This window comes from Microcoleus sp. B13-B6, from assembly GCF_036705405.1.
GTDB lineage: Bacteria > Cyanobacteriota > Cyanobacteriia > Cyanobacteriales > Microcoleaceae > Microcoleus.
Genome location: NZ_JAUBUJ010000001.1, coordinates 187,893 through 213,147 on the forward strand (window position 1 = coordinate 187,893; position 25,255 = coordinate 213,147).

At 44.7% G+C, this 25,255-nt stretch carries 32 protein-coding genes; 24 read left to right on the top strand and 8 right to left on the bottom strand.

The window, feature by feature from the left end; translation table 11 throughout:
- Window positions 1-821 precede the first annotated feature (821 nt).
- Both bchI and ruvC read left to right on the top strand, forming a co-directional pair.
- A complete protein-coding gene (bchI, locus tag QUB35_RS00770; protein WP_333138428.1) occupies window positions 822-1,937 on the top strand; it encodes a magnesium chelatase ATPase subunit I in 1,116 nt (371 codons plus the stop codon).
- Between the two features lie 95 nt (window positions 1,938-2,032).
- Entirely contained in the window at window positions 2,033-2,566 is a 534-nt protein-coding gene (ruvC, locus tag QUB35_RS00775) for a crossover junction endodeoxyribonuclease RuvC (RefSeq protein ID WP_333138429.1), read from the top strand.
- A gap of 75 nt (window positions 2,567-2,641) precedes the next feature.
- On the opposite strand, the gene QUB35_RS00780 is transcribed toward ruvC, so the two are convergent.
- Window positions 2,642-3,211 (bottom strand): Uma2 family endonuclease, encoded by a 570-nt coding sequence (locus QUB35_RS00780; protein WP_333138431.1) that lies wholly within the window; start codon window positions 3,209-3,211, stop codon window positions 2,642-2,644.
- A gap of 261 nt (window positions 3,212-3,472) precedes the next feature.
- Between QUB35_RS00780 and QUB35_RS00785 the strand changes: the two genes are divergently transcribed.
- A complete protein-coding gene (locus QUB35_RS00785) occupies window positions 3,473-3,847 on the top strand; it encodes a hypothetical protein (protein WP_333138433.1) in 375 nt (124 codons plus the stop codon).
- 127 nt (window positions 3,848-3,974) lie between these two features.
- Here the strand turns inward: QUB35_RS00785 and QUB35_RS00790 are convergent, their stop codons facing one another.
- Window positions 3,975-4,244 carry a hypothetical protein gene (locus QUB35_RS00790; RefSeq protein WP_333138436.1) on the bottom strand — a complete coding sequence of 90 codons (270 nt, stop codon included), beginning with the start codon at window positions 4,242-4,244 and terminating at the stop codon, window positions 3,975-3,977.
- Between the two features lie 220 nt (window positions 4,245-4,464).
- On the opposite strand from QUB35_RS00790, the gene QUB35_RS00795 reads away from it, so the two are divergent.
- The 3 genes from QUB35_RS00795 (at window position 4,465) to QUB35_RS00805 (ending at window position 6,819) form a co-directional block, all read left to right on the top strand.
- Window positions 4,465-5,688 (top strand): hypothetical protein, encoded by a 1,224-nt coding sequence (locus tag QUB35_RS00795; protein WP_333138438.1) that lies wholly within the window; start codon window positions 4,465-4,467, stop codon window positions 5,686-5,688.
- 10 nt (window positions 5,689-5,698) lie between these two features.
- Window positions 5,699-5,932, top strand: coding sequence for a hypothetical protein (locus QUB35_RS00800; protein ID WP_333138440.1), 234 nt, complete (start codon window positions 5,699-5,701; stop codon window positions 5,930-5,932).
- Window positions 5,933-6,177: 245 nt separating this feature from the next.
- Window positions 6,178-6,819: a restriction endonuclease subunit R gene (locus QUB35_RS00805; RefSeq protein WP_333138442.1), complete on the top strand. Its 642-nt coding sequence runs from the start codon at window positions 6,178-6,180 to the stop codon at window positions 6,817-6,819.
- An 80-nt stretch (window positions 6,820-6,899) separates the two neighbouring features.
- On the opposite strand, the gene QUB35_RS00810 is transcribed toward QUB35_RS00805, so the two are convergent.
- The 3 genes from QUB35_RS00810 to QUB35_RS00820 form a co-directional block, all read right to left on the bottom strand.
- Entirely contained in the window at window positions 6,900-7,235 is a 336-nt protein-coding gene (locus QUB35_RS00810) for a ribulose bisphosphate carboxylase small subunit (protein WP_332954823.1), read from the bottom strand.
- 44 nt (window positions 7,236-7,279) lie between these two features.
- Window positions 7,280-7,690: a RuBisCO chaperone RbcX gene (gene rcbX, locus QUB35_RS00815; RefSeq protein ID WP_333138541.1), complete on the bottom strand. Its 411-nt coding sequence runs from the start codon at window positions 7,688-7,690 to the stop codon at window positions 7,280-7,282.
- 136 nt (window positions 7,691-7,826) lie between these two features.
- Entirely contained in the window at window positions 7,827-9,257 is a 1,431-nt protein-coding gene (locus QUB35_RS00820) for a form I ribulose bisphosphate carboxylase large subunit (RefSeq protein ID WP_333045238.1), read from the bottom strand.
- A 67-nt stretch (window positions 9,258-9,324) separates the two neighbouring features.
- On the opposite strand from QUB35_RS00820, the gene QUB35_RS00825 reads away from it, so the two are divergent.
- The 11 genes from QUB35_RS00825 to QUB35_RS00875 all read left to right on the top strand — a co-directional run bounded on the left by QUB35_RS00825 (window position 9,325) and on the right by QUB35_RS00875 (window position 16,757).
- Window positions 9,325-9,567, top strand: coding sequence for a hypothetical protein (locus QUB35_RS00825; protein WP_333138443.1), 243 nt, complete (start codon window positions 9,325-9,327; stop codon window positions 9,565-9,567).
- Between the two features lie 315 nt (window positions 9,568-9,882).
- The gene (locus tag QUB35_RS00830; protein WP_333138445.1) at window positions 9,883-11,640 is read left to right on the top strand and encodes a serine/threonine-protein kinase; all 1,758 of its coding nucleotides are present in this window, start codon (window positions 9,883-9,885) and stop codon (window positions 11,638-11,640) included.
- Between the two features lie 200 nt (window positions 11,641-11,840).
- Window positions 11,841-12,275 carry a hypothetical protein gene (locus QUB35_RS00835; protein ID WP_333138447.1) on the top strand — a complete coding sequence of 145 codons (435 nt, stop codon included), beginning with the start codon at window positions 11,841-11,843 and terminating at the stop codon, window positions 12,273-12,275.
- Window positions 12,276-12,370: 95 nt separating this feature from the next.
- Window positions 12,371-13,213 (top strand): hypothetical protein, encoded by an 843-nt coding sequence (locus tag QUB35_RS00840; protein ID WP_333138449.1) that lies wholly within the window; start codon window positions 12,371-12,373, stop codon window positions 13,211-13,213.
- Between the two features lie 213 nt (window positions 13,214-13,426).
- Complete coding sequence (locus QUB35_RS00845; RefSeq protein ID WP_333138451.1) at window positions 13,427-13,696, top strand: hypothetical protein; 270 nt, start codon at window positions 13,427-13,429, stop codon at window positions 13,694-13,696.
- A gap of 153 nt (window positions 13,697-13,849) precedes the next feature.
- Window positions 13,850-14,266, top strand: a complete 417-nt coding sequence (locus QUB35_RS00850; protein ID WP_333138453.1) for an aspartyl protease family protein — start codon at window positions 13,850-13,852, stop codon at window positions 14,264-14,266.
- Between the two features lie 148 nt (window positions 14,267-14,414).
- Window positions 14,415-14,681, top strand: coding sequence for a type II toxin-antitoxin system ParD family antitoxin (locus QUB35_RS00855; RefSeq protein WP_333054747.1), 267 nt, complete (start codon window positions 14,415-14,417; stop codon window positions 14,679-14,681).
- Complete coding sequence (locus QUB35_RS00860) at window positions 14,678-14,977, top strand: type II toxin-antitoxin system RelE/ParE family toxin (RefSeq protein WP_333138455.1); 300 nt, start codon at window positions 14,678-14,680, stop codon at window positions 14,975-14,977. The genes QUB35_RS00855 and QUB35_RS00860 overlap by 4 nt, the downstream gene beginning before the upstream one ends.
- Window positions 14,978-14,997: 20 nt before the next feature.
- Complete coding sequence (gene panB / locus QUB35_RS00865) at window positions 14,998-15,777, top strand: 3-methyl-2-oxobutanoate hydroxymethyltransferase (protein ID WP_333138457.1); 780 nt, start codon at window positions 14,998-15,000, stop codon at window positions 15,775-15,777.
- A gap of 412 nt (window positions 15,778-16,189) precedes the next feature.
- Window positions 16,190-16,459 (top strand): type II toxin-antitoxin system ParD family antitoxin, encoded by a 270-nt coding sequence (locus tag QUB35_RS00870; RefSeq protein WP_333138460.1) that lies wholly within the window; start codon window positions 16,190-16,192, stop codon window positions 16,457-16,459.
- A complete protein-coding gene (locus QUB35_RS00875; protein WP_333138462.1) occupies window positions 16,452-16,757 on the top strand; it encodes a type II toxin-antitoxin system RelE/ParE family toxin in 306 nt (101 codons plus the stop codon). The genes QUB35_RS00870 and QUB35_RS00875 overlap by 8 nt, the downstream gene beginning before the upstream one ends.
- Before the next feature lie 78 nt (window positions 16,758-16,835).
- On the opposite strand, the gene QUB35_RS00880 is transcribed toward QUB35_RS00875, so the two are convergent.
- The gene (locus QUB35_RS00880) at window positions 16,836-17,033 is read right to left on the bottom strand and encodes a TatA/E family twin arginine-targeting protein translocase (protein ID WP_333138464.1); all 198 of its coding nucleotides are present in this window, start codon (window positions 17,031-17,033) and stop codon (window positions 16,836-16,838) included.
- 139 nt (window positions 17,034-17,172) lie between these two features.
- Between QUB35_RS00880 and QUB35_RS00885 the strand changes: the two genes are divergently transcribed.
- On the top strand, window positions 17,173-17,910 hold the full coding sequence (locus QUB35_RS00885; protein ID WP_333138466.1) for a phycocyanobilin:ferredoxin oxidoreductase: 738 nt from the start codon (window positions 17,173-17,175) through the stop codon (window positions 17,908-17,910).
- 71 nt (window positions 17,911-17,981) lie between these two features.
- Complete coding sequence (locus tag QUB35_RS00890; protein WP_333138468.1) at window positions 17,982-19,625, top strand: HlyD family efflux transporter periplasmic adaptor subunit; 1,644 nt, start codon at window positions 17,982-17,984, stop codon at window positions 19,623-19,625.
- A 76-nt stretch (window positions 19,626-19,701) separates the two neighbouring features.
- Here QUB35_RS00890 and QUB35_RS00895 read toward each other — a convergent pair whose 3' ends face one another.
- Window positions 19,702-19,842: a hypothetical protein gene (locus tag QUB35_RS00895; RefSeq protein WP_333138543.1), complete on the bottom strand. Its 141-nt coding sequence runs from the start codon at window positions 19,840-19,842 to the stop codon at window positions 19,702-19,704.
- Here QUB35_RS00895 and devC point away from each other — a divergent pair.
- The 5 genes from devC (at window position 19,815) to QUB35_RS00920 (ending at window position 24,112) form a co-directional block, all read left to right on the top strand.
- A complete protein-coding gene (gene devC / locus QUB35_RS00900; RefSeq protein WP_333138470.1) occupies window positions 19,815-20,975 on the top strand; it encodes an ABC transporter permease DevC in 1,161 nt (386 codons plus the stop codon). The two genes, QUB35_RS00895 and devC, sit on opposite strands and share 28 nt — an antisense overlap.
- Before the next feature lie 329 nt (window positions 20,976-21,304).
- Complete coding sequence (locus tag QUB35_RS00905; RefSeq protein WP_333138472.1) at window positions 21,305-21,892, top strand: hypothetical protein; 588 nt, start codon at window positions 21,305-21,307, stop codon at window positions 21,890-21,892.
- A gap of 56 nt (window positions 21,893-21,948) precedes the next feature.
- On the top strand, window positions 21,949-22,299 hold the full coding sequence (locus QUB35_RS00910; RefSeq protein ID WP_333138474.1) for a multidrug efflux SMR transporter: 351 nt from the start codon (window positions 21,949-21,951) through the stop codon (window positions 22,297-22,299).
- A 255-nt stretch (window positions 22,300-22,554) separates the two neighbouring features.
- A complete protein-coding gene (locus QUB35_RS00915; protein WP_333138477.1) occupies window positions 22,555-23,352 on the top strand; it encodes a Uma2 family endonuclease in 798 nt (265 codons plus the stop codon).
- 37 nt (window positions 23,353-23,389) lie between these two features.
- Window positions 23,390-24,112 carry a DevA family ABC transporter ATP-binding protein gene (locus QUB35_RS00920; protein WP_333138479.1) on the top strand — a complete coding sequence of 241 codons (723 nt, stop codon included), beginning with the start codon at window positions 23,390-23,392 and terminating at the stop codon, window positions 24,110-24,112.
- Window positions 24,113-24,129: 17 nt separating this feature from the next.
- Here the strand turns inward: QUB35_RS00920 and QUB35_RS00925 are convergent, their stop codons facing one another.
- Window positions 24,130-25,041 (bottom strand): hypothetical protein, encoded by a 912-nt coding sequence (locus QUB35_RS00925; protein WP_333138481.1) that lies wholly within the window; start codon window positions 25,039-25,041, stop codon window positions 24,130-24,132.
- Between the last annotated feature and the right edge of the window lie 214 nt (window positions 25,042-25,255).

Below are 25,255 nucleotides of genomic sequence, written 5' to 3' on the forward strand. Positions count from 1 at the left end.
GACAGCTATACTACCAGTCCTAGACGCAAGAACCGCTAAAAACAAAGGGTTGCGATTACGTAGCACAGCGAATAATGATAGAAATACGTTGTTTCTGCGTCTTGGACTAACTACCATGAAAAAAATTTGCTTCAAAGTGGACTCAAATATATATCTGGCGGAACTTGAGGGTTTTATGCAAATTCGGGAAAATTGTTACATAAGTTTACATTAGCGTTGCCCGATCGCCCAAAGTTACAGCACTTTGCGAGCAAAGCGCTCTTAATTATCTATCTGGGGGAACTTGAGGTTTTTATGCGAATCGCAGGAAATCGTTACATTAGTTTACAGTTGGGTTGCCGATCGCCCAAAAATTCAAAGCCACCCCGCATTTAACTTACTGGTTCAGTTGACTGAAACTATTGTGGGGTGGGGAGGAGAGCCCGCCCAAAGCTGCAATTCAAATAAATACTCCTGAACGCACCGGTGGTCAGAAACCGTTTTTTGCGACAATATTTCGTTACAAACCGCAGAAACGGCAAAAAACCCGGTTTCTTTGGTTTTGATGCGTAAGTCGCGATCGAGAAAAGCTTAGTTGCGCTTGAGTGTTGAAGGCGCTACCTACATTGAATGTACCTGGTGATTTTGGTTCAAACTATTGTGGGGAGTAGGGGTTGGGCATCCTGCCCGCCAAAATCTACAATGTAAATGCAACAAATCTGGCGTTGCGCTTGGATGTTGAAGCGACTTTGTGCTCCGTGCGGGCCCTACAAGTGCGATCGCCCCAGACAATCCCTTATCCCCTACAATAAACAAGCAATTATTATATTTTGAGTTATCCTGTGAGTCCTACTGCCGAAGTCAGCAATACCCTAAATGCGGGCGCTCTACCAACCGTTACCGCTACCGCAGCCCGCCGCGCTGTTTTTCCCTTCACTGCAATTGTTGGCCAGGAGGAGATGAAACTGGCGCTGCTGTTGAATGTCATCGATCCCAAAATTGGCGGGGTGATGATTATGGGCGATCGAGGTACTGGTAAATCTACCACAATCCGCGCCCTCACTGATTTGCTGCCGGAAATTGAGGTGGTGGCTGACGATCCTTTTAACAGTCATCCCACTGATCCTGATTTGATGAGCGATGAGGTGCGCGATCGCACTTTATCTCAAACTGACATTAAAATCGCCCGCAAAAAAGTCCAAATGGTAGATTTACCTTTGGGCGCTACCGAAGACCGAGTTTGCGGTACGATCGACATCGAGAAAGCTTTGTCGGAAGGTGTTAAAGCTTTTGAACCCGGCCTTTTAGCTAAAGCTAACCGCGGCATTCTGTACGTTGATGAAGTCAATTTGCTCGACGATCATTTAGTCGATGTTTTGCTTGACTCCGCCGCTAGCGGTTGGAATACTGTTGAAAGAGAAGGCATTTCAATCCGCCACCCGGCTAAGTTTATTTTAATCGGTTCCGGGAATCCAGAAGAAGGAGAATTGCGGCCACAGTTGCTCGATAGATTCGGGATGCACGCAGAAATTCGGACTGTAAAAGACCCGAATTTAAGAGTGGAAATTGTCGAACAGCGATCGAGTTTTGACCAAAATCCGGCGGAGTTTCTCGCGAAATATCAGCAGGAACAAGATGATATGCAGCAGAAGTTGGTGGAAGCCCAGGAAAGGTTGAAATCGGTAACTATCGATCGAGAGTTGCGGGTAAAAATCTCCCAAGTTTGCGCGGAATTGGACGTAGACGGGCTGCGGGGCGATTTGGTGACGAATCGGGCTGCGAAAGCTTTCACGGCTTTGGAATGTCGCACGGAGGTGACTGTGGACGATATTCGCCGGGTGATGACTCTGTGTTTGCGGCACCGGTTGCGGAAAGACCCGCTAGAATCAATAGATTCGGGGTATAAAGTGACGAAAGTGTTCGATCGGGTATTCGGCCTAGAAACAACTGAGGGGTAATTGGTAATTGGTAATTGGAAATGGGTAATTGGTGGTGATGAAACCTTCCCAAATTTTCATACCTAATTCCCCATTTCCAATTACTAATTCTGGCAATGGAAAAACGAATTTTAGGACTAGATCCGGGCTTGGCCAATCTCGGCTACGGGGCAATTTCCTGTCAAATTGTACCGGGCAAACAAGATAAAAACAGCGTTTCCATGATTGATTGCGGCGTCATACAAACAACGCCAAAACAGGAAATGGGACAGCGGTTGAAAACAATTTACGACGATTTGCACGAGGTAATTGAACAGATTAAACCTGATATAGCAATTGCCGAAAAACTGTTCTTTTACAAGATGGGAAATACCATACTTGTAGCGCAAGCGCGGGGCGTTTTGACCCTAGTATTGGCGCAGTGTGGAGTGCCGCTGTTCGAGTTTACGCCGGCTCAAATTAAGCAAGCTTTGACAGGGCGCGGTAATGCGGATAAGTCTGAAGTGCAAGATGCCGTGGCGCGGGAGTTGGAGTTGGGTTACATTCCGAAACCCGACGATGCGGCGGATGCTTTGGCGGTGGCTTTGACTGGTTGGTACGATGATGATATTTGTCCGAAGAAAATAGAGTTGGAAACAGGAAAAATTTAATCTAATCTTTAGTCTCGCGTTGCGCGGACTTGGTTTGTGTAGTAGCGATTTCAATCGCCGATTCCTAATTCCCGTTCAAATCATGGGCAAATTAAGAACAAATCCGGCCAAGACATCTTCTCCCGATAAACTCACAGGAAATTGTACAATCTCTACTTCGCGAGAAGGGCGATAAATTTCTACTTTTTCGTCTAGAGGATTAATTAACCAGCCCAAGCGTAAACCGCTGTTTAGATACTCCTGCATTTTATCCTGAAGCGGCCGCAGGGGGTCTGGGCGCGATCGCAATTCAATGGCAAAATCAGGACAAATGGGCGGAAATTTCTCTTGTTCTTCTGCTGTTAAAGCAGACCATCTTTCTAAGCTAACCCAAGCGGCGTCTGGAACTCGATAGCCATTATTAGGCAAGCGAAAAATTGTAGAATAACTAAACACTCTCCCTAGCTGCGTTTTACGGTTCCACAAGCCCAAATCTGTAATTAAATAGGCTTCTCGATTGCCACTGACTCCGCCTACGGGTGACATAATAATGATTTCTCCTTTAGGTGTCCGTTCAAATTGCCAATCTCGATTCATCTGGCATAAACGGTAAAATTGTTCGTCGGTTAATTCGACAGTATCTAAGTTTAAAATAATGGTTGTCATTTTTCCTAACTCCCTAGAAATATGAGCCCTGCAAACCTATTTTAGCGCCGCCTTTTGTCAATTTTAACATCACTCCTCATAGCCCGGACTTAAGCTTTAATACCAGGGCTTAAGCCCCAGACAGACTATTGCGAGGTGCAAAATATTAGTTGAAAATGTAATTAAGTTCGATCGCCCAATTCCCACCTTAATGAAAAAATGCTATAATAGCAACTTTAATTGCTAAACTTATCCCACCAGCAGAGAACACAGGAAAATAATATGGTGATTATTACCTCACAACAAATTGCCCAATTTCGCTCACAATTAGCCGAATATCCCGAAGCCCTAAAAGCCCTAGACGCCATCGAAGATTGCGAAGGTAACATCGAAGATGCAGCGATATCTCTAGCAATTCAAGCCGGACAAGAACCGAATATCTCGGAAAATTGGTTAGACGGATTGGCAAAAAGATGCCGCGTTGCTATCTGCAAATCAGAGGTTAAAGAAGAGTTGACAAACGGACAATTGAATGCAGCATTTAGAGATTTAGTTGCCGCAAAAATTTGCCCTGATATTTTGGTAACGTCGGTGATTATTTATGTATTTAAAACTGGGGTGGATGATTTTTGCGAGCCTCTAGAATATAAACTGTAAAGCCATCGCTGCATTTAAAAGGTAGGTGAAGCGAAGCTATCGCCAAGGGTAGGGAATCGCCCTCATTTCTCAAAACATGATACAACGAGGCGATCCTCTTCGAGGGCTTCGCTAACGCACTTTTTCTCTACCCCTGTCCACTACTGTACCCAGCCAGCATCAAATCCGGCGACAAACCCAAAGATTTCCCCAGCAAACGAGCAAGTTGCACTAAAAAATTAGCAGTATCTTCGTCACCTTCGCGGGCCATTGAAGCCGATATCTGGATTAGCATTTGCACAAATCCCGCATCAATTAAATCGGAACAGGAACTCAAAACCTCTGGTTCTTGGCCGTTGGGACAGGTAAGCACTCGCTCGATTAAGTTCAAATAAGCCTCTTGGCGTTCTGGATTCATTTTGGCAGGAGCTTTACAGTAAATAATTTATTATTACGTTTAACTCAGTCCTGTCAATCAGGCGATCGAATAAGCGATCCCCGTTTTTACTCTAGGAACTCCATTCAGTCAGGAATAGACACAAGTTTAAAGAAAATCTTAAGTTTCTCCATGCTAGTTTAGTCGAGGTAAGGTGCGCCGAAGAGCACCCTACTATTCAAGGGAATTAGGAATATAAAAAATGAAAATAGGAATATTTTTAGGAAATCTAGGAAACCCCGCCATCTACTATCCCAAACTAGCCAAAATCACCGGCGGAGTCACAGCCAGTATTTTTCTGTGCCAATTATTGCAATGGCAAGCACAACATTCCTACTCCGGCGAATGGGTGAAAACTAACAGCGCAGAAATAGAAAAAGCCACCGGTTTAAATCAGGAAGAACAGGAATTAGCCAGACAGCAACTCAAAGTGCGATCGCTCCTGAAAGAAAAATTAACAAATCCCAACACCGACGCCCTAGAACTCTGGGCGGACATTGACGCTTTCGAGGAAAAACTCAATAACTTTTGGACATCCAATCCTGCCGGAATTATACCACAGACAAGCCGCGAAAGCAACAATCGCCCTGTAGAAATAATCCCCGAAACATCACCCCCAAATCATGTAGTTAAAACCGACAAATATTTCGGGCAACCTCGCCAGCAAATAGCCGTTGCTGTCACGCCTCATTACCGATTTAGCGGCCCTTGGAATTCCCAAGAAGAACTGCACAACTTTCAGCGAGCTTTAGAAGCATATGCTCAAGAGCACAACTTAGGATTTGGCAATCCTTCTGGATGGGCATTTAAAATTATTGACAGCATGACAAAAGGCTTAACCTCGACTTTTTGGGATGAATTTATCGCCGGAATTCCTTTAGGAGAAAGTCAGAAAGTTAAGCGAGATTGGGAAATCGAGCCGGAAGTGCCTTATCCTGCCTTTGAAGAGGAGCGAATTCAGTATTACGTGCACAAAGGCGAACCGCTGGAAGCAGCAGTATCTAAAGCCCGTGCTGACTTGAGAAACCCGGTTTTGGGCAAAGATTTGTGGGAGGGATTTCTGCGAAAGTGCGATCGCCTTGCCGACGATGCACTCAAAGCAAAACAGCAGGGGGTTGACACACCATATCTGCCCTCTTCCTTCAACGAAAAACCGCAAATCACCAAGGATAGCGTTATGCGGAAGTTAGGGGCGATCGCGCCTCAATCGGCCTTAAATCACTCCACATCTGAAACAATTGCTGAACCGCCAAAAAACGAACAAAAAGAGCTGCCAACAGTCGCCGAAATCCCCAGTATTTCCTCTTTGCAAAAAGCTTACCAAACTCCTCTGGGTCGAAGTATAGTAGAAAAACAAATCGCTGCTAACCCAGAATGGGGGTACGAAATAGTTGACGGTGAAATAGTCGAATCAATACCTTTTTAATGAGGCTGATATGAAACGAGTTAGCGAGATTAATCCGCTGGGAGAAGAGCGACCAAATCCTTCTGAGGAAGAGAGGGAAAAACTGCGGCGGGAAAGGTTGCAGCGAGAAAGAGATGCAGGATATCAAAAGTTAGTTGAACTCTGCAATTTGGGCGAATATGACATGGCCCAGCAGTTGGCAAATCGACATTTTAATTGGGGTTATGAAATAGTTGATGGAATTGTGATGGAAAGGATAGATTAGGTTCGCAGTTATCCCATTTGTCACTTTCATGGGCGGGCAAGATGCCCGCCCCACAAAAAAATTAATATGTCGTGGGACAGGCAAGATGCCTGTTCCTAATAATATGGGCCGGCTCTCCGGCATACCCCACAAGAAACTTGATATGTTGTGGAACAGGCATCTTGCCTGTTCCTAAAAATGGTACAAATTGACTCTCACAATCTCTATGTTATAATTATCACTAAAACTTAAATCCCTATCAAAATATGACAACAACTATTAACGCCAAAAATATAACTCTCGGTGAAGTAAGTCAATTTTTGAAATTCCAAGAGCAGCTTAATAATGACACGTACACAAATTTTTTATCCTTAGAATCCTTAACAGAGATAGAACAGTTAGAACTCGCCCAAATCCGCAACGATTTTCGCGAATACCTCTCAGTGGAAAGAGTCTCTGAAGGACTGGTACAGGCTTTAACTACGTTTCCCTTAATGCGATTGGCTGGCTTCTACCGCCGCCCAATCAAGATGAGTCTAGAACAAGACATTGCTAACATAACTATAGAAGATGAAGACACAACGATTACAGGCAGATTAGACATTTTAGCAATCAATAAAGAGAAACAAATTGCCGCTGATATACCATTTTGGATTTTAGTAGTAGAATCTAAAAATAGTCTAATTGCTCCCCGCGCAGGTTTGCCCCAACTCCTAACTTACGCCTCTAAAAGTTTAGAATATCAAGAGTCTGTTTGGGGATTGGCAACTAGCGGAGAGTTTTATCAGTTTGTCAATATCCGCAGAGGAAATCCCCCAACCTATCAGCTAATGCCCTTTCTGACTTTGATGGAGTCCGAACCTTCAATTTTGTTGCTGCAAGTTTTAAAAGCTATTTGCAAACTATAAAAAAAGAGGCAGAGAAAATTCCCCGCCTCCAATCTGCAATGACTGTTAACCTAAAAGTTAGATTAGCCAGCCAATACTTTTTAGTAGCCTCTGGTGTTAGGCTTGTGCACGATGAAGCTCAGCACTTGGCATTGCTTCACGTTGTCAAAACCCATGACGCGGATGTAGCAGCTAGGATTTTCTTGACGGCAACTTTGAACTTCAGCCATGATTTCTTGGACGCTGCGAGCACCAAACAAAGGCAACTTCCACAAAGTCCAGTAGCGCATTTCAGCAGCAGAGGTTTCGTTGAATTCTACGCCGGGAATGTAGCCTTGATCCAGGATGTACTGGAGTTGCTTGGCAATTTGCGCGTCTGTCAGCGGGGGCAAATAGGACAGAGTTTCGTAACGACGCTCTTTAGGTAAAGTCTTCATTTTTGTATCTCTAAGGTGTGTGTTCGATCGCACTTGTCGATCGATTAACTCGACAAATTATCCAGATTCGGTTCAGAATCTATTGATGTTTCAGGATTACTGCTAGGAACAGACCAATTAAGTTGCGTAGTTCGCTCTAAATGCTGGCGTCTGTGTTCCATATTCGCCTGTTGAATGCCAGTACAAACCATTTCTGGCAAATATTCTGTCACATCATGAGCCAGATACTCTCGCACAGTCATGATCCGAAAGCCTAAATCTTGATTTTCCAAAAGCAACTCTTGAATATAAGCTTCTCCATCTTGGATTTTGCCCTTAGTGGAAAAGTCATTCAACCAGATTGCCAGAGGAGGATTGGTTTCGCTCAACTGAGCGACCACCATCCGCACGGATTGATAGGTTAGGTAACTTGCCAGCACCTTAGCGGTGTCTTTCGCAACTTGTTTGAGATCCATTTTGACCCCAGCCCCCTCAAATTTTAGATTTTGGATTTTAGATTTTGGATGCAAACTTACTTGTAAATCTTCTTCAAAGATAAAGACTTCCCAGCAAGTTTGCGACCTAAAACCTAAAATCTCAAACCAAAAATCCTTAAAGGGTATCCATTGCCTCGAACTCAAACTTGATTTCTTTCCAGAGTTCGCAAGCAACAGCCAGTTCAGGAGACCATTTGCAAGCTTCGCGAATTACGTCGCCGCCTTCGCGCATCAAGTTGCGGCCTTCGTTACGAGCTTGGACGCAAGCTTCCAAAGCAACGCGGTTAGCAGTTGCACCAGGTGCGTTGCCCCAAGGGTGGCCCAAGGTGCCGCCGCCGAACTGCAAGCAGGAGTCGTCGCCGAAGATTTCCACCAAAGCCGGCATGTGCCAGATGTGGATACCACCAGAAGCAACCGGCATGACACCGGGCATGGAGGCCCAATCTTGGGTGAAGTAAATACCGCGGCTGCGGTCTTCTTCGATGTGGTCTTCGCGCATCAAGTCTACGAAGCCCATCGTGATGCCTTTTTCGCCTTCGAGTTTGCCCACAACTGTACCGGAGTGCAGGTGGTCGCCACCGGACATCCGCAAGCACTTGGCAAGCACGCGGAAGTGGATACCGTGGTTTTTCTGACGGTCAATCACGGCGTGCATAGCGCGGTGAATGTGCAGCAAGATACCGTTGCGGCGGCACCATTTGGCCAAGGTGGTGTTTGCAGTGAAACCACCGGTCAGGTAGTCGTGCATGATGATGGGGGTTTTGATTTCCTTAGCGAACTCAGCCCGCTCCATCATTTCTTCGCAGGTAGGGGCGGTTACGTTGAGGTAGTGACCCTTGACTTCGCCGGTTTCTGCTTGGGCTTTTTCAATAGCTTCTTGAACGAACAAGAAACGATCGCGCCAGCGCATGAACGGTTGCGAGTTGATGTTTTCGTCGTCTTTGGTGAAGTCCAAACCGCCGCGCAGAACTTCGTAAACGGCACGACCGTAGTTCTTAGCAGACAGACCCAATTTGGGCTTAATTGTACAGCCCAGCAAAGGACGACCGTACTTGTTCAATTTGTCCCGCTCAACGGTAATACCGTGAGGAGGGCCTTGGAAGGTTTTCAGGTAAGCAATGGGAATCCGCAAGTCTTCCAAACGCAGAGCGCGCAGAGCTTTGAAACCGAACACGTTACCCACCAAAGAGGTCAGCAAGTTGGTGACGGAACCTTCTTCAAACAAATCCAAAGGATAAGCAATGAAGCAGATGTATTGGTTGTCTTCACCGGGAACTGGTTCGATGTCGTAGCAGCGACCTTTGTAGCGGTCGAGGTCGGTCAGGAGGTCAGTCCAAACAGTCGTCCATGTACCTGTAGAAGATTCAGCAGCCACAGCAGCGCCTGCTTCTTCTGGGGGAACTCCCGGCTGCGGTGTGACGCGGAAGGCAGCCAAAATATCTGTATCTTTCGGCGTGTAGTCCGGCGTGTAATACGTTAGTTTATAGTCTTGAACTCCGGCTTTATACCCAGCCTTTGATTGAGTTTGGGTTTGCGCGTAAGCCATATCTCGCTTCCTAGTATTCGCTTAATTTTTTTGCCCGATCGCAGGCTGTTAAAAATATATCAACAAAGTGTCACTCTCCAATTTTAATATTCTTTTAATCATCATAAGTATTGTTTATTTTGCTTTACATTCCGAAAATATTTGTAACATATCTTATGAAATTTCCGTGGCGAAGGATGCAGGAGGAAAGGCTGGGGATCGCAGAGTGGGGGGGAATTTTGAGCGATCGAAATATATTGTGCAGCGAGCCGAACAGCGGAGCAATACGGTTTATGTAAAGAATTTAATACTGAAAAATCAGAATTGGTAATGGGTAATGGGGCAGAGGGAAGTAGTTAGAAATACCTAAAGTTGTGGTTGGGAGTTAAGATCGATCTCAACTGCCATTCAGTATGTAGCAATCTAAAATCCAAAATCTAAAATCTAAAATCCCGTGAATCTGAGACCGCTAACTCAAAAATCCACAGGATACCACATAATATGGACAGGGCTTGTGCAGCAAGAGCAAGCTTGTTTCTCAAACCAAATCCGTCGTTACAGCAATTTAACCTCGCTGAAAACCTGGTTTCTGCCTTAGCTGCGCGTAAGTCTAGTATGGATATTTAGTCCCATTTTTACTCTGGTTGTGCCTCACCCCCCTTCAAAAGCCGTCCACTGCATCAATCCAGATTGCCCAAGGCCCTACCCTCAGACTTGGGGCAACAATTTTTGTCATAGTTGCGGGGCTCCGCTGCAGCTAAAAAATCGCTATGTGCCTCTAGAAAGCCTCGCTTCCGGGGGTTTTGCAGCGATTTTCACAGTTTGGGACAAAGAAACTCAAACCGAGCGCGTTCTGAAAGTGTTGCTCGAAACTGCCCCGAAAGCGCTGAAACTGTTCGAGCAAGAAGCTGAAGTTTTGGCAGGTTTGCAGCACCCAGGCGTCCCTAGAGTCGATCGTGAGGGTTATTTTCACGTCCAAACGCAAAATTTTGCAGGCGGGGAGGGAAATCCTGCGGCGAAGCGGCTGCCTTGTTTGGTAATGGAAAAGATTCACGGCAAAACTTTAGAAGAGGTTCTCGACGAGCACCCTCAAGGATGTCCGCAGGAATGGGTGTTTAGTTGGCTGAGTCAAGCTGTGGAAATTTTAGAGGAGTTGCACAGGTCTCAGATTATTCACCGCGACATTAAACCCTCAAATTTGATGCTGCGAGACCCGGAATCGCCCCAAGTTTTGCTTAGCAAGGGTTTGGGCGGACTGCAATTGGTGGCGATCGACTTTGGGGGAGTTAAACAAATGGGCGGTGTCGAACCGATGGGGAAAGATTCTCCGAGTTCGACGCGGTTGATTTCGCCTGGGTACAGTCCGCCGGAACAAATTGTGGGAGGCGGTGTGGTGCCGGCGACGGATTTTTATGCGCTGGGGCGGACTTGCATTCACTTGCTGACGGGGAAGTATCCGGCGGAAATTGAAGATCCGATGACGGGAGAGTTGCGATGGCGCCACATTGTATCTGTGAGTCCGCCTTTTGCGAATTTGTTGGACGATATGGTGCGATCGAACGTGCGGGAACGTCCGGCGACGGCTGGGGATGTTCGGGCGCGTTTGCAGGAGATTTATGCTAGGAGTAAGGGGAAAATCGCGATCGCCCCAATGGGTCAAGCTATTGTAGAATTCTGCCGGCAAGTAGTGGTGACGGGGGCGCAAAAAACGGGAAGTTTGATGGTTGTGCTGTTCGGCGCGATCGCCCAAATCGTGGTAGCTTCTCTGGATACGGGCTGGGAAATGGTACTCGGTGGCGTTGGTGGAACTGCGGGGGCGATCGGCGGTTTGGTTTTGGCCTATGCTTCGCCTATTGGCCCGGAAATTGCCAGTTTTCTAAATGAAGGTTTGCAGCAATTAATTCCTAATATGACTTTCGCCGTCGGGCCGGAAGTGCTGCTGTTTGGATTTGCGGGGTTCGGAACTGCGATCGGTTTGACGGATGCGGGGAGTTTTCGCCAGCAAAAACAGTATTGGCTGTCTGGATTGATGGGAGCTCAGGGCTATTTGTTGGCGGGTTTGTGCTGGATGGAAGCAACAGCTTCTAGTGGTGTGCAGGGGGTTATTTTGGGAGCTTTTGCGATCGCCTCTATGACTGTGGGAATGGGTTTGCGGAGTCATCAATTAGTTCACGCTTTGGTAGTGGCTGTTTTCTCTACGGGAATGTTTCTGTTGCTGAATGCGTGGAACATTTTTCCGGGGAGTTTCTTTGGGATTTTGTCACTGTCTAACGTTACCTTCGGCTGGCTGCAAGTTTGGGGCTCGATTATGTTTTTTGGTTTGTTGGGAAGTGCGATCGGGCTTTGTTTGGGAGTGAGTCATTATTTAATTGTGCCCGTGCTCAGGTGGTTGGGATGGCGGTAGGAATTAACACCAAATCACTATAGCAATCCTAAATGATTCAGATACATTTGTAGGGGTAGTGCTAAGAGTGCCTACCCCATATCTATCGGGCAACCACGGGGAGTAGGGGTCGGATTGCCCCTACAATAATTATGCAAATGATTTAGGATTGCTATATGCTAATCGAGTCGTTATCAATTAAGTCTGTCTCAAGATTTTCAATGGTTGGTGCTCTGGCGATCGCCCTTGTCCTCAGCAGCCAGAATCTAGCCAAAGCCGAATCGCGAGAACAAGCCGTCGATGGATTGACCGATTTCTTATTCTACAGGGTTAATCCTCAGTTAAACAATCGCAAACTGCAAGCGGGCGATCGCGAATATAGCAATCAATGGCGGAGATTGCGCGAAGCGATCGATCCACGAGTTAAGTCGGTACAAGAAGTCTGTTTTAGGCCAGCCCCAGAAGAGACAGGATGGGAATTCACGACAATTAACGGCGAAACCTACGAGCAAACCTACGATTTACTTGCAGATACAATTTTTTATAGCCGCCATCCTCAACGAACCGGACAGCCCATTCCCAAAAGCGATCGGATCGGCATTAGTGAATGGTCAGCAATTCGACGCGAAATGTATATTTCCAATTGTGGACTGTGAGACTCGATCGCCTTACAGCGCAGCATTTATCGAAGATAACTCCTAGAGTAGAGGTCATCTCTACACAACTCTGTAAAAAGAAAGGTTTTAAACCGATGAGTATGAAAAATTGGATATGCGATCGCACTCTTGTTACAACCAGAATTATTGCACCCTTGATGGGACTAATCGCCATTGGATATACAAGTTTGGCGGATGCTGCCACACAGCAACAACTTCCCAGCATAAATAGTGCAAACATCGATACAAAAAGTAAAAAAAATTACCTGAATAATCCACCCGAAAATTCAACTATCGAGGCTTTAAATAAAAAAGTTCAAGTCAGCCTTGAAATTTATGTAAATGCCCCCAAAAAAATACCTCTTCAACAAGGTATGCCATACAAAGAGGCGCGCCAAATCCTGATTCAACAACGGTGGCAGCCAAGCTTACAGGGTCAACCCAACCTCAGAGATCGTTCGGTTAAAGAGCTATTTGATTTGGGATATAAAGAGATTAAGGATTGTTCGGGTACAGGAGAGGGGCCTTGTCGTTTTGAGTTTATCAATCAACAAGGAGAACTGCTAGTTATAGTCGCTACGACAAGAGGTTCTGAAAATACAAAACGTTTTGTGAGGAATTGGTGGCTTGAGAAAAAGACAGATAGCCCTCAACAAAAATCGTCATCAAACATAATTCAAGAAGGTCGTTATTGGTTGGGAGGTACGGCTCAGGGTTTAGAGGTCAAGGGACAACAATATCGATATTATGACGAGTCTAATATCGAGCGACCGTGGCAACCTCTCTCTGATCTACAATATATCAAAAAAGGCGTTGTGTTTGATGGGAGAAATTATTGGTGTTTATCTACTCTAGCACCGAAAACGGGAGGTTTTTCTTGTTCTAAAGATGGATGGAAACAAAAGATATCTCACCAGCTATATCGGGGAAATGGATAATTATTATTGGGTTTCATCGTGGTAATTAAATCACTTTCAATTAAGTCAAAATCGAAGTTTTTAGGGGTGTGTGCGTTAGCTATAGCCCTTGTACTCGGTGGTTCCAATCTAGACAGTGCTACAGCGCGCGATTATGAATCACGAACTCAAGCTGTGGATAGGTTTACGGATTGGTTTTTTTATAGAGTGAATCCTCAATTAGGAGGTCGCAAATTGCGTTCTGACGATTCTTCTGCCTACATCCGCGAATGGAATGCTATTCGTAATACAGTCGATCGAGAAATGATTACTACACAAGGAGATTGCGTCGGTGATGCTTTCTGGGACTTCGATTATCGTTCTCATGGGCGATCGCTAGATCGGATTGCAGATACAATTTGGGATATCCGCGATCCATCGGGTGACAAAACTCGTGCAGATGTTTCTAAACAAGAATGGCAGAAGCTTCGTAATTCAATAATTAGAGAGCATTTTTGCTATTAAGTTGCCATATTTGTCAATCCCATTTCAACAATAAATAACAACAGCGCTTTTAGTTACAAATATTGTTAAAATGTAAAATAGGCAACCTCGATCGTAGATCATTTAGTCAAAAAGCAACGAAAACATTCTCTAGCAAAACAAAAGGATAAAAAAATGGATCGAGTCACCGCAACAATAACCGTCACCAATCACATCGATGAAATTCTGGGAGAAAGAGGGTTCATCCCCGCAGAGCAAATACGCTCTATCACCATCGATAACGTCTTAGTCGATACAGGCGCAACTCGACTCTGCTTACCAGCAGATATTATCAGTCAGTTGGGTTTGCCAATGCTAGGTGAAATCGACGGACATACGGCAATAGGAACCAGAAAATTTCGTCTGTTCAAAGATGTCACTCTTGCCGTAGCTGGACGAGAAGGCAGGTATGATTGTGTAGAAATTCCCGCAGGAGAAGAACCTTTACTCGGCTTAATTCCCCTCGAAGATTTGGGTTTAGAACCGGACTTAAAAAATCAGCGGTTGATTGTTTTGCCGGCGGAGGGAATGCAAAGCTATATTCGCGTGTAAAATCTCGATGATTAACGTTAAATGCTTGATTTACCTACATTAGAGCTTACTTGTCTCTGATTCCTTGTTTAAAATCCCGATCGCAAAATTTGATAGTTTTTTGTTATTATGGGAAATAGTAGTTGACTCAAATAGGTGACTCAACGTAATGAACATATCCTTAACTCCCGAACTAGAGCAGTTTGTTCAGTCAACAGTCAACAACGGTAGATACTCATCAGCTTCTGAAGTGGTATGGGCTGCGTTACGATTGCTAGAACAACGAGAAATGGAACGCTTGGTGCGTTTAGAGGAACTCCGCAAGGAAATAATGATTGGAATTGAAGCTTCCGATCGCGGAGAGGTTTTTGATGGTGAAGAAGTGTTAAGAGAACTGCGTGAGGAGATTCAGCAAGCCGATGAGGGTGAAAAATGAGTCGATACACTTTGAGTGCCCCCGCCAAGCAAGATTTAAGGGAACTCACGAACTATCTGTTGCTGTTTAGCGCCAATGCAGCCAACCATTTTCTTAATGTTTTTCAGGAAAAATTTCGTTTATTAGCAGATTTTCCAGAAAGGGGGCGCAGTCGTGAGGAATTAGCACCGTCTCTACGCAGTTTCCCTGTAGATAAATATGTAATTTTTTACCGCGTTATTAAAAATGGTATCCAAATTGAAAGGGTGTTGAGTGGTTATAGAGACTTTGAGGATGTTTTTGTAGAAGACAGATAATATTATATTTTTGCACTAAAATGTCAGTCACTACTCATCAATTAATTCAGTGGAAACAACAAGGGCGGTCAATTGTTGCCCTGACAGCTTATGATTATGCGATCGCCCAACTCATCGATCAAGCCGGCGTAGATATCATCCTAGTCGGCGATTCCTTCGCCATGACAGTCTTAGGCTACGACACAACCCTGCCGCTAACCCTCGATGAAATGCTGCACCACGCTAAAGCAGTGCGCCGCGGAGTTAAACAAGGATTAATTGTTGTCGATTTGCCGTTTTTGACTTACCAAGAAAGTCCCCAGCAAGCCATGCACTCGGCCGGGAGAGTTTTGAAAGAAACCGGCGCTCAAGCTGTAAAATTGGAAGGTGGATATCCAGCAATGGCCGCTACAGTTTCGCAGCTAACATCCGCCGGAATTCCGGTGATGGGACACGTCGGTTTAACTCCGCAGTCGGTACACCAACTCGGTTATAAAAAACAAGGAAAAACGGCCGAAGCAGCCGATCGCATCATAGCAGAGTCGATCGCGCTTCAAGAAGCCGGTGCCTTTGCGATCGTCTTAGAACACATTCCCGCAGACTTAGCCGCTCAAATTACCCAAAAACTAACTATTCCCACCATTGGTATCGGCGCCGGGCCGCACTGCGACGGTCAAGTTTTAGTTACTTCCGATTTGTTGGGACTTTCCGAAAAACAGCCGCCTTTTGCGAAAGCTTACGCCAATTTGCGAGAAACAATTACCCAAGCTGTGAAAGATTATTCTTTAGAAGTTAGAGAACGAAAATTTCCTAATTCGTAAAGATTTTATAGTTGGGATCTTTCGGGTTTAGGAGATTGCGGGTTTTCCCCAATTACAATAGTCCGGACAGTTTTCAATCACTAACGGCAGAATGCGGGTTTCCACCTTCTCAGTGAGGTCAAATGCTAACGGTAGAATGAGGGTTTCAGCCTCGGTCTCAAAAACTGTCCGGAGTATTGCAATTAAGTAATTGGACATAATTAATTACACACTAATTCTTTGCTGATTTTTTACTAAACAAGGGTTGTAGCCCAGAGTTTTGTGTAATTAATTGTGTCCTACTACTTATTGTCGGTGAAACCCGCCCTGGAACTTTTTGGAAAGCCTGCTCTATCTCAGCCATAACAAAGTTTGACAAACTTTGACATTCCTGCTAAAATCAGCTTAAATACATCACAACTTCAACTCAGCTATGAATGTATCGCTGACACCTGAATTAGAAAAATTTGTTCGGCAAAAGGTCAACACTGGCAGGTATTTATCGGCTAGTGAAGTAATTCGGGAAGCATTGCGACTGCTTGAAGAGCGAGATATGCAGCGTCAAATGCGGATCGAAAAACTTCGCCGAGAAGTGGCTGTTGGTATTGAGCAATCGAACAGAGGAGAAACTTTTGATGGCGAAGAAGTAGTTGCAGAACTTCTGGAAGAAATAGAATTAGAAGAGCGGGCAATCAATGAGTAGCTATTTTCTGAGCACTCAAGCTAAGTATGATTTGAGGGAGATTAAAAATTATATTGCTCGCGATAATATTGCAGCAGCGAGGCGTTTTGTTGAAACCTTTAGAAACCAATGCAATTTAATTGCAAAATCTCCTAGAATGGGACGGAGTTATGAAGAACTAGCACCGGGATTGCGCGGTTTTGCTATTGGAAACTATATCATCTTCTACCGTCCCATTGAAAATGGGATTGCAGTTGAACGCCTGCTGAGTGGCTACCGCGATCTAGAAGCTCTATTATGTGAGAATGGCGACAACTAATGGACATTTAAAATTAGTGGATCGCCTTCTCTCCCCAGAATCGATCGCATTTTTAAAATCGAACGATCCCTAATTTATCTAATCCCCAGACTGGCTCTTTTCCTCCTTTTCCTTCTCCTTCTCAACAGCTTCATCCTCAGATTGACCAACCCCTTCCTTAAAACTCCGCAGCGTTTTGCCCAAAGCATTTCCTAACTCAGGAATCTTCTTGGGGCCGAAAATTAGTATGGCAACCACCGCAATAATGCCCATTTCGGGCAATCCCAGACCAAACATACAAAATCTCCTCTAAAACTTGCTCGATCGTAAGTCAATCTTAAGTCAATCTACTGATATTGTTAAAGTATCTACCTTTTTTCCTGCATCCTGCAACAGTAGAATCAAGTTTTATTAAGCTATCGCACGATAAATAAGAATGTTAGAAACATCCCAGCCTTCTCTACGCGAGCAACAGCACCATCTCATCCGCGATTTAGCAGACCGGATGGAAGCAGTATGGCACCGCTATCTCGACCTCGAACCCTACCACCTGCCCGCTGAGTTGGGATACGTAGAAGGCCGCTTGGAAGGAGAAAAACTGATCATTGAAAACCGCTGCTATCAAACGCCCCAGTTCCGCAAAATACACCTCGAACTCGCTAAAGTCGGGCCCTTGCTTGACATTCTGCACTGCGTGATGTTTCCCAGACCGAATTATGCTTTGCCGATGTTCGGTACGGATATCGTAGCAGGCAAAGGCCAAGTTAGCGCCGCGATCGCAGACCTTTCTCCCCTCAATCGAGATCGAACTTTGTCGGAAACCTACCGAACCCAACTGGAAATTTTGCCGATTAAGCAATTTTCTTGTCCCCGCCCAATTCCCGAATGGGGGGATATTTTCTCAGAATTTTGTCTGTTTGTGCGGCCAGAGTCGATCGAAGAAAACAGTCGGTTTTTGGATATTGTTGAATCCTACGTGGAAATTCACTGCAAACAGGCAGTCGCTTCCGAACCAGTCTCTGCCGCCGAAGCCTCGGAAATTCTAGACGCTCAAATTTACTACTGCACCCAGCAGCAGCAAAACGACAAAACCCGCCGCGTACTAGAAAAAGCTTTCGGTCAAGATTGGGCTGAACATTACATGACCGAGGTGCTTTTTGATATCCCTAAATAGCTGAAATTGGTTTACAATACTTCACAGTAGGTGAAAAAAACTTAATCAGGAAATCACCTACTTTATAAGTAATGGTAAAGGAATCACGGCTCAAGGATAAATCATTTTTAAAACCCCCAGGGCGAGGAATTATCGGTTTAGCGATCGGTGCAACTCTCATTACCACAGGAGTCGGTTTTTGGCAAGTATCTCAACTTAAAAAAGCCGAAGAGTTAAAGGCGGCGGCTGCAACGGCGGCTGCAACTTCCGTCGCCACCCGCAACAGCGTCACAGCTTTGGGTAGGTTGACTCCCCAGGGGGAAGTTATCAAATTGTCCGCCCCTTCTGCGTCGGAGGGAGCAAGAATTGAACAGTTGCAGGTGGAAGAGGGCGATCGAGTCAGTCAAGGACAAATCATAGCAGTTCTCGATACGCGCGATCGGCTCCAAGCAATCCTCCAACAAGCCGACAAAGAAGTCAAAGTCAAACAAGCAGAATTAGCGAAAATTCAAGCAGGCGCAAAAACAGGCGTTGTCGGCGCCGGGAAAGCAGAAGTTGCCAAGTTTCAAGTTCAACGTCAAAGAGAAACCGAAGGCGAAGCAGCGAATGTCGCCCGCTTAGAAGCTCAACTGCGAAGAGAAACCGAAGCCGAACAAGCTAACGTCGCCAAGTTTGAAGCACAACTGCAAAGAGAAACCGAAGCCGAACAAGCTAATCTTGCCAAATTTGAGGCACAACTAGACAGAGAAACAGAGGTGCAGCAATCCAAATTGGCTAGGCTAGAAGCTCAATTGCGCGGCGAAATTGCCTCTCAAAATGCTACAGTCGATCGGCTAAAAGCCGAATTAACCAACGCCGAAGCCGAGGAACAACGCAACAAAGAACTTTCCGAAACAGGCGCAATTTCAGCTTCCGCCTACGACACCAAACGCTTAGCAGCAGAGACGGCTCGCCAGAGAGTCAAAGAAGCTCAAGCCATATTAGAAAAAACCGTGCAAACTTTGCGTGAGGAAATAGTCGAAACTAAAGCAACAATCAAACAAACAGTAGAAACAGGCCAGCAGGAAATCAATCAATCGCGAGCCAATCTCAGACGCAAGTTAGAAACAGGCAGGCAGGAAATTAACCAAGCTAGAGCCACCTTAAATCAAAAGATAGAAACTGGTAGAGAACAAATTAATCAAGCCGAAGCAATACTCAAACAAAAAGCAGAAACCGGCCAAGAAGAAATCAATCAAGCCAAAGCAAATCTCGACCAAATTGCCGAAGTACGTCCCGAAGACGTGCAAGCAGCCCAAGCAGCCGTAGAAAGTGCGATCGCCACCAAACAAAAAGCTCAAGTAGACTTAAACTTAAGTTACGTCAAAGCACCGGTATCCGGCTACATCCTCAAAGTTCACAGCCGACAAGGAGAACGTGTCAACACTCAAGACGGCATCGTAGAACTAGGCGGCACGGATCAAATGTATGCCGTAGCAGAAGTTTACGAAACCGACATCGCCAAAGTGCGAAACGGCCAGCGCGCAACAGTCACCAGCCCCGTATTTGCAGGCGCTTTGGAAGGAACAGTCGCTCGCATCGGCAAACAAATCGGCAAAAAAGATGTCCTTAATACAGACCCCGCCGCCGACACCGACGCGAGAGTTATCGAAGTAAGAATTCGCCTCGATCCGGCATCGAGCAAGAAAGTTGCAACCCTAACAAACTTGCAAGTAGAAGTTAAAATAGACATCTAACATGAGTAATTGGTAATTGGTCAGAGGAGCGATCGAGCTTGTTACTCATTACTCGTTCTTCCCTCTTCCTCCTTCCTTATTCCCTTTTCCCTCTTCCTTCTTCCCTCTTCCTCCTTCCTTCTTCCTCCTTCCTTCTTCCCTCTTCCTCCTTCCTTCTTCCTCCTTCCTTCTTCCTTCTTCCTTCATTGTATGGCAAAAATACCGCTAGCTTGGGCACAGTTAACTCGCGAAAAAATGCGTTTAGTAATCGCGCTAGCCGGCATTGGATTTGCTGACTTGCTGATGTTTATCCAGTTTGGATTTAGAGATGCGCTGTTTGAAAGTTCCATCAGCTTTCACTCGCAATTAAAAGGGGATATTTTTATCACCAGCACCCAGTCTACGGCTTTAATAGCCATGAAAAGTTTTCCCCAACGGCGTTTGTATCAAGCTTTGAGTTTTAATGGCGTTACAGGAATCAGCCCGGTATATCTAGGCTTTGGTTTGTGGAAAAATCCCGAACCAGACAAAAACAATACCCGCCAACTGATGGTAATCGGTTTTGACCCCGCTCGTCCCATCTTTGAGCTGCCGGAAGTTAAGGATAATTTGGACAAAATCAAAATTTCAGATGTCGTTTTATTCGATCGATCTTCCCGCCCGGAGTTTGGGCCAGTAGCGGAATATTTCAACCAGGGAAAGCCTGTGGAAACTGAAATAGATAACCGCCGCGTTACTGTAGAGGGGTTATTTACTTTAGGAGCATCTTTCGGTGCTGATGGCAATATTATTACCAGCGATTTGAACTTTCTGCGGATTTTTCACAGTAGAAGAACTAGAGGCTTAATTGATGTCGGAATTGTTCACTTGCAGCCGGGAACTGATGTCAAGGCAGTTATTGAAAAAATGAGGGCAACTTTACCGCAAGACGTGACAATTGCTTCTAAAGAAGAGTTTATAGCTTTTGAGAGAAAATATTGGGAGGAAAGCACGGCGATCGGATTTATTTTCACTCTCGGCGCGACAATGGGGTTTATTGTCGGCATCGTGATTGTCTATCAAATTCTCTATACTGATGTTACCGACCATTTGCCAGAATACGCTACTTTGAAGGCGATGGGATATAAAGACAGTTACTTTTTGAGTGTGGTTTTTCAAGAGGCTTTAATTTTGGCAATCCTGGGCTATTTGCCCGGACTAGGGATTTCTGTGGTGCTGTACAATTTAGCGAGAACTGCTACGAGTTTACCGATGTACATGACTTTGGGGAAAGTTGTAACTGTGTTTACAATGACAGTTATTATGTGTACTGTATCAGGGGCGATCGCAGTTAGGAAGTTGCAGGCGGCAGATCCGGCAGATATTTTTTAACGCAAGAAGTTCGGCAACGAGCAATGTACGGGATGTAACTGATTTAACGGATAGATTTTCAGGGGATAAGTCTCAGAAACCCAGTTTCTTCGTAGATTTCTCGTTACTCAATGCAAAATTCGGAGAAACCGGGTTTATCGCCCCCATGCGTATTATGATTTGTTTTAGTCTAACTTTCCTTTGCGCCCAAAGTTTCCTTTGGTTGATCTTTACTATGAAAATCGTCACCCCTGCTGTCATCCTGTCATTAGTTATACTAATAGAAGTTTTTTTTATCATAAAAAAATGCTGATAATCTAGCGCTAAACTTTTACATTTTATGTGGTTATATGGTTTTAGGAGGTTCCACTAAATACATTGATGAAGCCTATGACGAATCCATTTTTAATAAAAAAATTGCACTATTCCTAGCTGCTATCTCCATGTTTTTACTTGTTTCTTTAGTTTTTATAGACTACATCTCTGGGATAATTTTCATAGGTGTAGCTGTAGGATTATTGGGATCGGGTAAAATAGACAACTTAATTTTTAGACTTTTAACAGTATCGATCCTTATTTCTGCTGTATTGAGAATATTAATTTTTCCAGTTGCAATCGACTTCTCATCGCTATCTACTGGGTTGTTGATATTTCTTGCCATAGCGTTTTCATCTTTTGCAGATGAATGGTTAAATGATTTTAGCGATAATCATAAAAATTCGTTACATTTGGTATTAAAAGTAATTTCTTACAATCGGATTATTACCAAAATAACAGTTTTATTATTTTGCATTTTTGGGTATAAGGCTAATTTATATTTTATGGCATTTTTGGGATTTGATGCAGCGTATTCACTTATAGATAATTTGGGAGATCGAGTCAAACAGAAGATTCTCAGAGCAAAACAAAACGCCTTATATCCTGAAGTGAAAATTTAAAACCCTTAAATTATCCAGGAAACGAGCAAAACACGCAAAATTATTGAGGAACAAAAATGTCAATACCAAAGCCACACTATTCTGTAAGCTGGATTTATCTACTTCTTGCTGTCGTTTTAGAGGCCGCAGGCACTATTTATATGAAATTATCAGAGGGTTTCACAAAAGTGGTTCCCTCGATTTTGATGCTAATTTTTTATGGAATTAGTTTTATATTTTTAAATTTAGCTATTAAAAAGTTAGATGTGAGCGTAGCTTATGCAATTTTCTCCGGGTTGGGGATTGCTCTTGTCACTATTGGAGGCATTTTCTTTTTTAAAGATCCCATTACGGTTTTTAGGATTTCTGCCATTTCCTTCATCATCCTAGGTGTGATTATTTTGAATTTTACAGGTTTATCTCATTGAAGAATGCTAAGAATAAGTACAGTCCTGGACGCAGCCGTACAAAAAAAACCGGGTTTTTAATCGACATTAAAGGCTCGGAATCTCATATTTACACAAAAAACCAGGTTTCTGCCTCGAAAAAATAAAGTAATACCAACTCTGGGTTTACTATCCCCTTAATTTTTTGCCAGATCGGGAATTGGATAGCTGTGCCGATCGAACGCTATGCTGTAAGAAAGCATCCGTCTCGATCGCGCTCTCCCTCGGTTATACGCTATGACCCAAAACCTCAACCCCACAGCGTTGCCTCCCGCCTTTCCCGATCACACGCAACTCCCAGAATCTGACGGCACGTTTGTGAAAAACTTTCAAGAACATCCCCAGAGTATCCTGCTCACAGACTCCCTGGAAATTACGCTGCAAAATCTTCATCCTGACGGACAATATGCGATCGGGCAAGATTGCGGTATCTACTGGCGCGAAACCGACCCTCCAGAAAAGGGTGCCGAAGCGCCTGACTGGTTCTACGTCCCCAACGTCCCGCCGAGATTAGACGGGCAATACCGCCGTTCCTACGTGCTGTGGCGAGAGTATATTGTGCCGTTGATTGCGATCGAATTTGCTTCGGGTGATGGTTCTGAAGAACTCGACAGCACTCCTTTATCTGCTTTACCATCTGGCGGAAACCAGAAACCGGGAAAATTTTGGGTATACGAGCGAATTATCAGGATTCCGTACTACGCAATCTACAAGATCCAAACCAGTGAATTAGAAGTCTATAACTGTGTGAATACTCGGTATCGGCGCTTGGAACCAAACGATCGCGGACATTACCCGATCGACCTAATGGGAGTAGAGTTGGGTGTATGGTCGGGTAGCTATCAAAATCAGACGCAGCAGTGGTTGCGCTGGTGGGATAACCAAGGCAATTTATTGCTGACAGGAAGCGAGCGAGCTAGGCTTGAAAGCCTGCGCGCCGAACAGGAACGCCAACGGGCAGATAGCGAACGAGAACAAAAAGAGCGATTGGCGGCTTATTTGCGATCGCAGGGAATCGATCCCGATCGTATATGAGACTGGTCTGTTGCTCTTTTTAAATCTAGCCATTACCATGAACACAGTACCAGTTGTCTCAATTAAAAATCTCAACCATTCTTTCGGCGAAGGTCAACTTCGCAAACAGACATTATTTGATATCAACCTCGAAATTTATCCGGGCGAAATTGTGCTGATGACAGGGCCTTCGGGGTCTGGTAAAACAACATTGTTAACCTTAATTGGAGCTTTGCGATCGATCCAAGAAGGTAGTCTGAAAATTCTCGACCAAGAATTGCGGGGAACGGCGAAAAATAAATTAGTTAAAATCCGTCGCGACATCGGCTATATTTTCCAAGCTCATAATTTGCTCAAATGCTTGACAGCTAGGCAAAATGTGCAAATGTCCCTTGACCTGCACAACCATCTTTCTAACCAAGAAACTAATGATAAAATAGAAGGGATTCTGGAAGCTGTGGGCTTGGGAGAAAGAATAGATTATTACCCAAGCAGTCTTTCTGGTGGACAAAAACAAAGAGTGGCGATCGCCCGCGCATTAGTCAGCCAGCCGAAATTAGTATTAGCAGACGAACCCACAGCAGCACTAGACAGTAAATCAGGTCGAGATGTGGTAGAAATTATGCGAGGTTTGGCCAAAGAACAGCACTGCACTATTTTGCTTGTCACCCATGACAACCGCATTTTAGACATAGCCGATCGCATTATTCACATGGAAGACGGCTACCTCGCACAAGACACATCCACAACGGCTGCCACAGGCATTCTTTCGGGAAAATAATATTAATTCACCTCAACTTATTTCCGAGAACCGGGACGCTTTCCTCCTACCTTGGTAGGACTTTTTGTTGTACCTTTGGCTGGAGTTTTAGAACTACTTTTGCCACTTTTTTGACCTTTAGCTCCTGTCAACTGGCTGTCAAGGTCATTTGCAGGTCTGCCCGCAGGCGTTCTCGTAGTCCTAAAGGTAACATTTACCCCTTCATTCGACTGTTCCAGCACCAACATCGGCGTCGGCTTGGCTTTTTGATCCCACTCAATATGAACGATGCGACCTTGAATTGTCGGCTGCCAACTGTCGTGGTCGTCTGAAGGACTCAGATAAGTTTCCAAACAGTCAATAATTTGATTAATTGTCGCCGATGTTGCCTGAGTCGGCAGTTTCATCAGCTTAATTTGAATCCGAAACAGCACTCGTTTTTCTATTTTTACTGCGGGATCGCCAGTTTCGTATTCGATATCAAACATCGAATCAACTTGCCTGCCGCTGCCGGCATTCCCGTTTTTATCTCCCACTGCAGCCTGAGTCGGACGCAGGGCAATACTAATTTTTTCTTTGACTTTTACCTTGATCTGGTTCACAATGGCAAAGTGAAAGACTTCTTCCGCCATCCGCATTCTCAGGTAGTCTAAATTAAAGTCTCGCGAGTGGATAAGGTCGGGATTCTTTTCCATCTTTGACATGGTTTCCAGAGCCATTTTGTATTTTTTCTGGAGTTCTCGATTTCTAAACTCTTCAAATTTGAGCTTTTTACTCAAATCGTCGAGTTTTAGCTTGGTAAACACCGCTAAACCGATAAGCAATAACAACAGTAATCCCGCCCCTCCTATTAAGAGTTGGTCTGAGGACGGATCTCCGGGTTTAGCCTTTTTAGGTTTGGGAGAGGCTACTGCCAACCTTGGTTCTACAAGGATTATTTGGGTTGACATGGGCTTTTAAAGGGTAAAATTTGACGCTATATTTATACAGGACTCCAGAGTAGAGCTGGTAGTGCAACTGGATCAACCAACATTGACATTATTCCACCATCATCTTGGTACAACTGGATTTCTGCAACTGGAGCACGCACCCTCTAATTAATACTTTATCTTTAACTGCAAGCAGGTTTCCGAAATATCGGAGAATCCCGCGCTGGTACTGGCC

Excerpts from the sequence above, each read along its gene's own strand:
- ruvC (WP_333138429.1), top strand. The coding sequence starts at position 2,033 with ATGGAAAAACGAATTTTAGGACTAGATCCGGGCTTGGCCAATCTCGGC.
- QUB35_RS00780 (WP_333138431.1), bottom strand. The coding sequence starts at position 3,211 with ATGACAACCATTATTTTAAACTTAGATACTGTCGAATTAACCGACGAA.
- QUB35_RS00785 (WP_333138433.1), top strand. The coding sequence starts at position 3,473 with ATGGTGATTATTACCTCACAACAAATTGCCCAATTTCGCTCACAATTA.
- QUB35_RS00790 (WP_333138436.1), bottom strand. The coding sequence starts at position 4,244 with ATGAATCCAGAACGCCAAGAGGCTTATTTGAACTTAATCGAGCGAGTG.
- QUB35_RS00795 (WP_333138438.1), top strand. The coding sequence starts at position 4,465 with ATGAAAATAGGAATATTTTTAGGAAATCTAGGAAACCCCGCCATCTAC.
- QUB35_RS00800 (WP_333138440.1), top strand. The coding sequence starts at position 5,699 with ATGAAACGAGTTAGCGAGATTAATCCGCTGGGAGAAGAGCGACCAAAT.
- QUB35_RS00805 (WP_333138442.1), top strand. The coding sequence starts at position 6,178 with ATGACAACAACTATTAACGCCAAAAATATAACTCTCGGTGAAGTAAGT.
- QUB35_RS00810 (WP_332954823.1), bottom strand. The coding sequence starts at position 7,235 with ATGAAGACTTTACCTAAAGAGCGTCGTTACGAAACTCTGTCCTATTTG.
- rcbX (WP_333138541.1), bottom strand. The coding sequence starts at position 7,690 with ATGGATCTCAAACAAGTTGCGAAAGACACCGCTAAGGTGCTGGCAAGT.
- QUB35_RS00820 (WP_333045238.1), bottom strand. The coding sequence starts at position 9,257 with ATGGCTTACGCGCAAACCCAAACTCAATCAAAGGCTGGGTATAAAGCC.
- QUB35_RS00835 (WP_333138447.1), top strand. The coding sequence starts at position 11,841 with ATGGTTGGTGCTCTGGCGATCGCCCTTGTCCTCAGCAGCCAGAATCTA.
- QUB35_RS00840 (WP_333138449.1), top strand. The coding sequence starts at position 12,371 with ATGAGTATGAAAAATTGGATATGCGATCGCACTCTTGTTACAACCAGA.
- QUB35_RS00850 (WP_333138453.1), top strand. The coding sequence starts at position 13,850 with ATGGATCGAGTCACCGCAACAATAACCGTCACCAATCACATCGATGAA.
- QUB35_RS00855 (WP_333054747.1), top strand. The coding sequence starts at position 14,415 with ATGAACATATCCTTAACTCCCGAACTAGAGCAGTTTGTTCAGTCAACA.
- QUB35_RS00860 (WP_333138455.1), top strand. The coding sequence starts at position 14,678 with ATGAGTCGATACACTTTGAGTGCCCCCGCCAAGCAAGATTTAAGGGAA.
- panB (WP_333138457.1), top strand. The coding sequence starts at position 14,998 with ATGTCAGTCACTACTCATCAATTAATTCAGTGGAAACAACAAGGGCGG.
- QUB35_RS00870 (WP_333138460.1), top strand. The coding sequence starts at position 16,190 with ATGAATGTATCGCTGACACCTGAATTAGAAAAATTTGTTCGGCAAAAG.
- QUB35_RS00875 (WP_333138462.1), top strand. The coding sequence starts at position 16,452 with ATGAGTAGCTATTTTCTGAGCACTCAAGCTAAGTATGATTTGAGGGAG.
- QUB35_RS00880 (WP_333138464.1), bottom strand. The coding sequence starts at position 17,033 with ATGTTTGGTCTGGGATTGCCCGAAATGGGCATTATTGCGGTGGTTGCC.
- QUB35_RS00885 (WP_333138466.1), top strand. The coding sequence starts at position 17,173 with ATGTTAGAAACATCCCAGCCTTCTCTACGCGAGCAACAGCACCATCTC.
- QUB35_RS00890 (WP_333138468.1), top strand. The coding sequence starts at position 17,982 with ATGGTAAAGGAATCACGGCTCAAGGATAAATCATTTTTAAAACCCCCA.
- devC (WP_333138470.1), top strand. The coding sequence starts at position 19,815 with ATGGCAAAAATACCGCTAGCTTGGGCACAGTTAACTCGCGAAAAAATG.
- QUB35_RS00905 (WP_333138472.1), top strand. The coding sequence starts at position 21,305 with ATGGTTTTAGGAGGTTCCACTAAATACATTGATGAAGCCTATGACGAA.
- QUB35_RS00910 (WP_333138474.1), top strand. The coding sequence starts at position 21,949 with ATGTCAATACCAAAGCCACACTATTCTGTAAGCTGGATTTATCTACTT.
- QUB35_RS00915 (WP_333138477.1), top strand. The coding sequence starts at position 22,555 with ATGACCCAAAACCTCAACCCCACAGCGTTGCCTCCCGCCTTTCCCGAT.
- QUB35_RS00920 (WP_333138479.1), top strand. The coding sequence starts at position 23,390 with ATGAACACAGTACCAGTTGTCTCAATTAAAAATCTCAACCATTCTTTC.
- QUB35_RS00925 (WP_333138481.1), bottom strand. The coding sequence starts at position 25,041 with ATGTCAACCCAAATAATCCTTGTAGAACCAAGGTTGGCAGTAGCCTCT.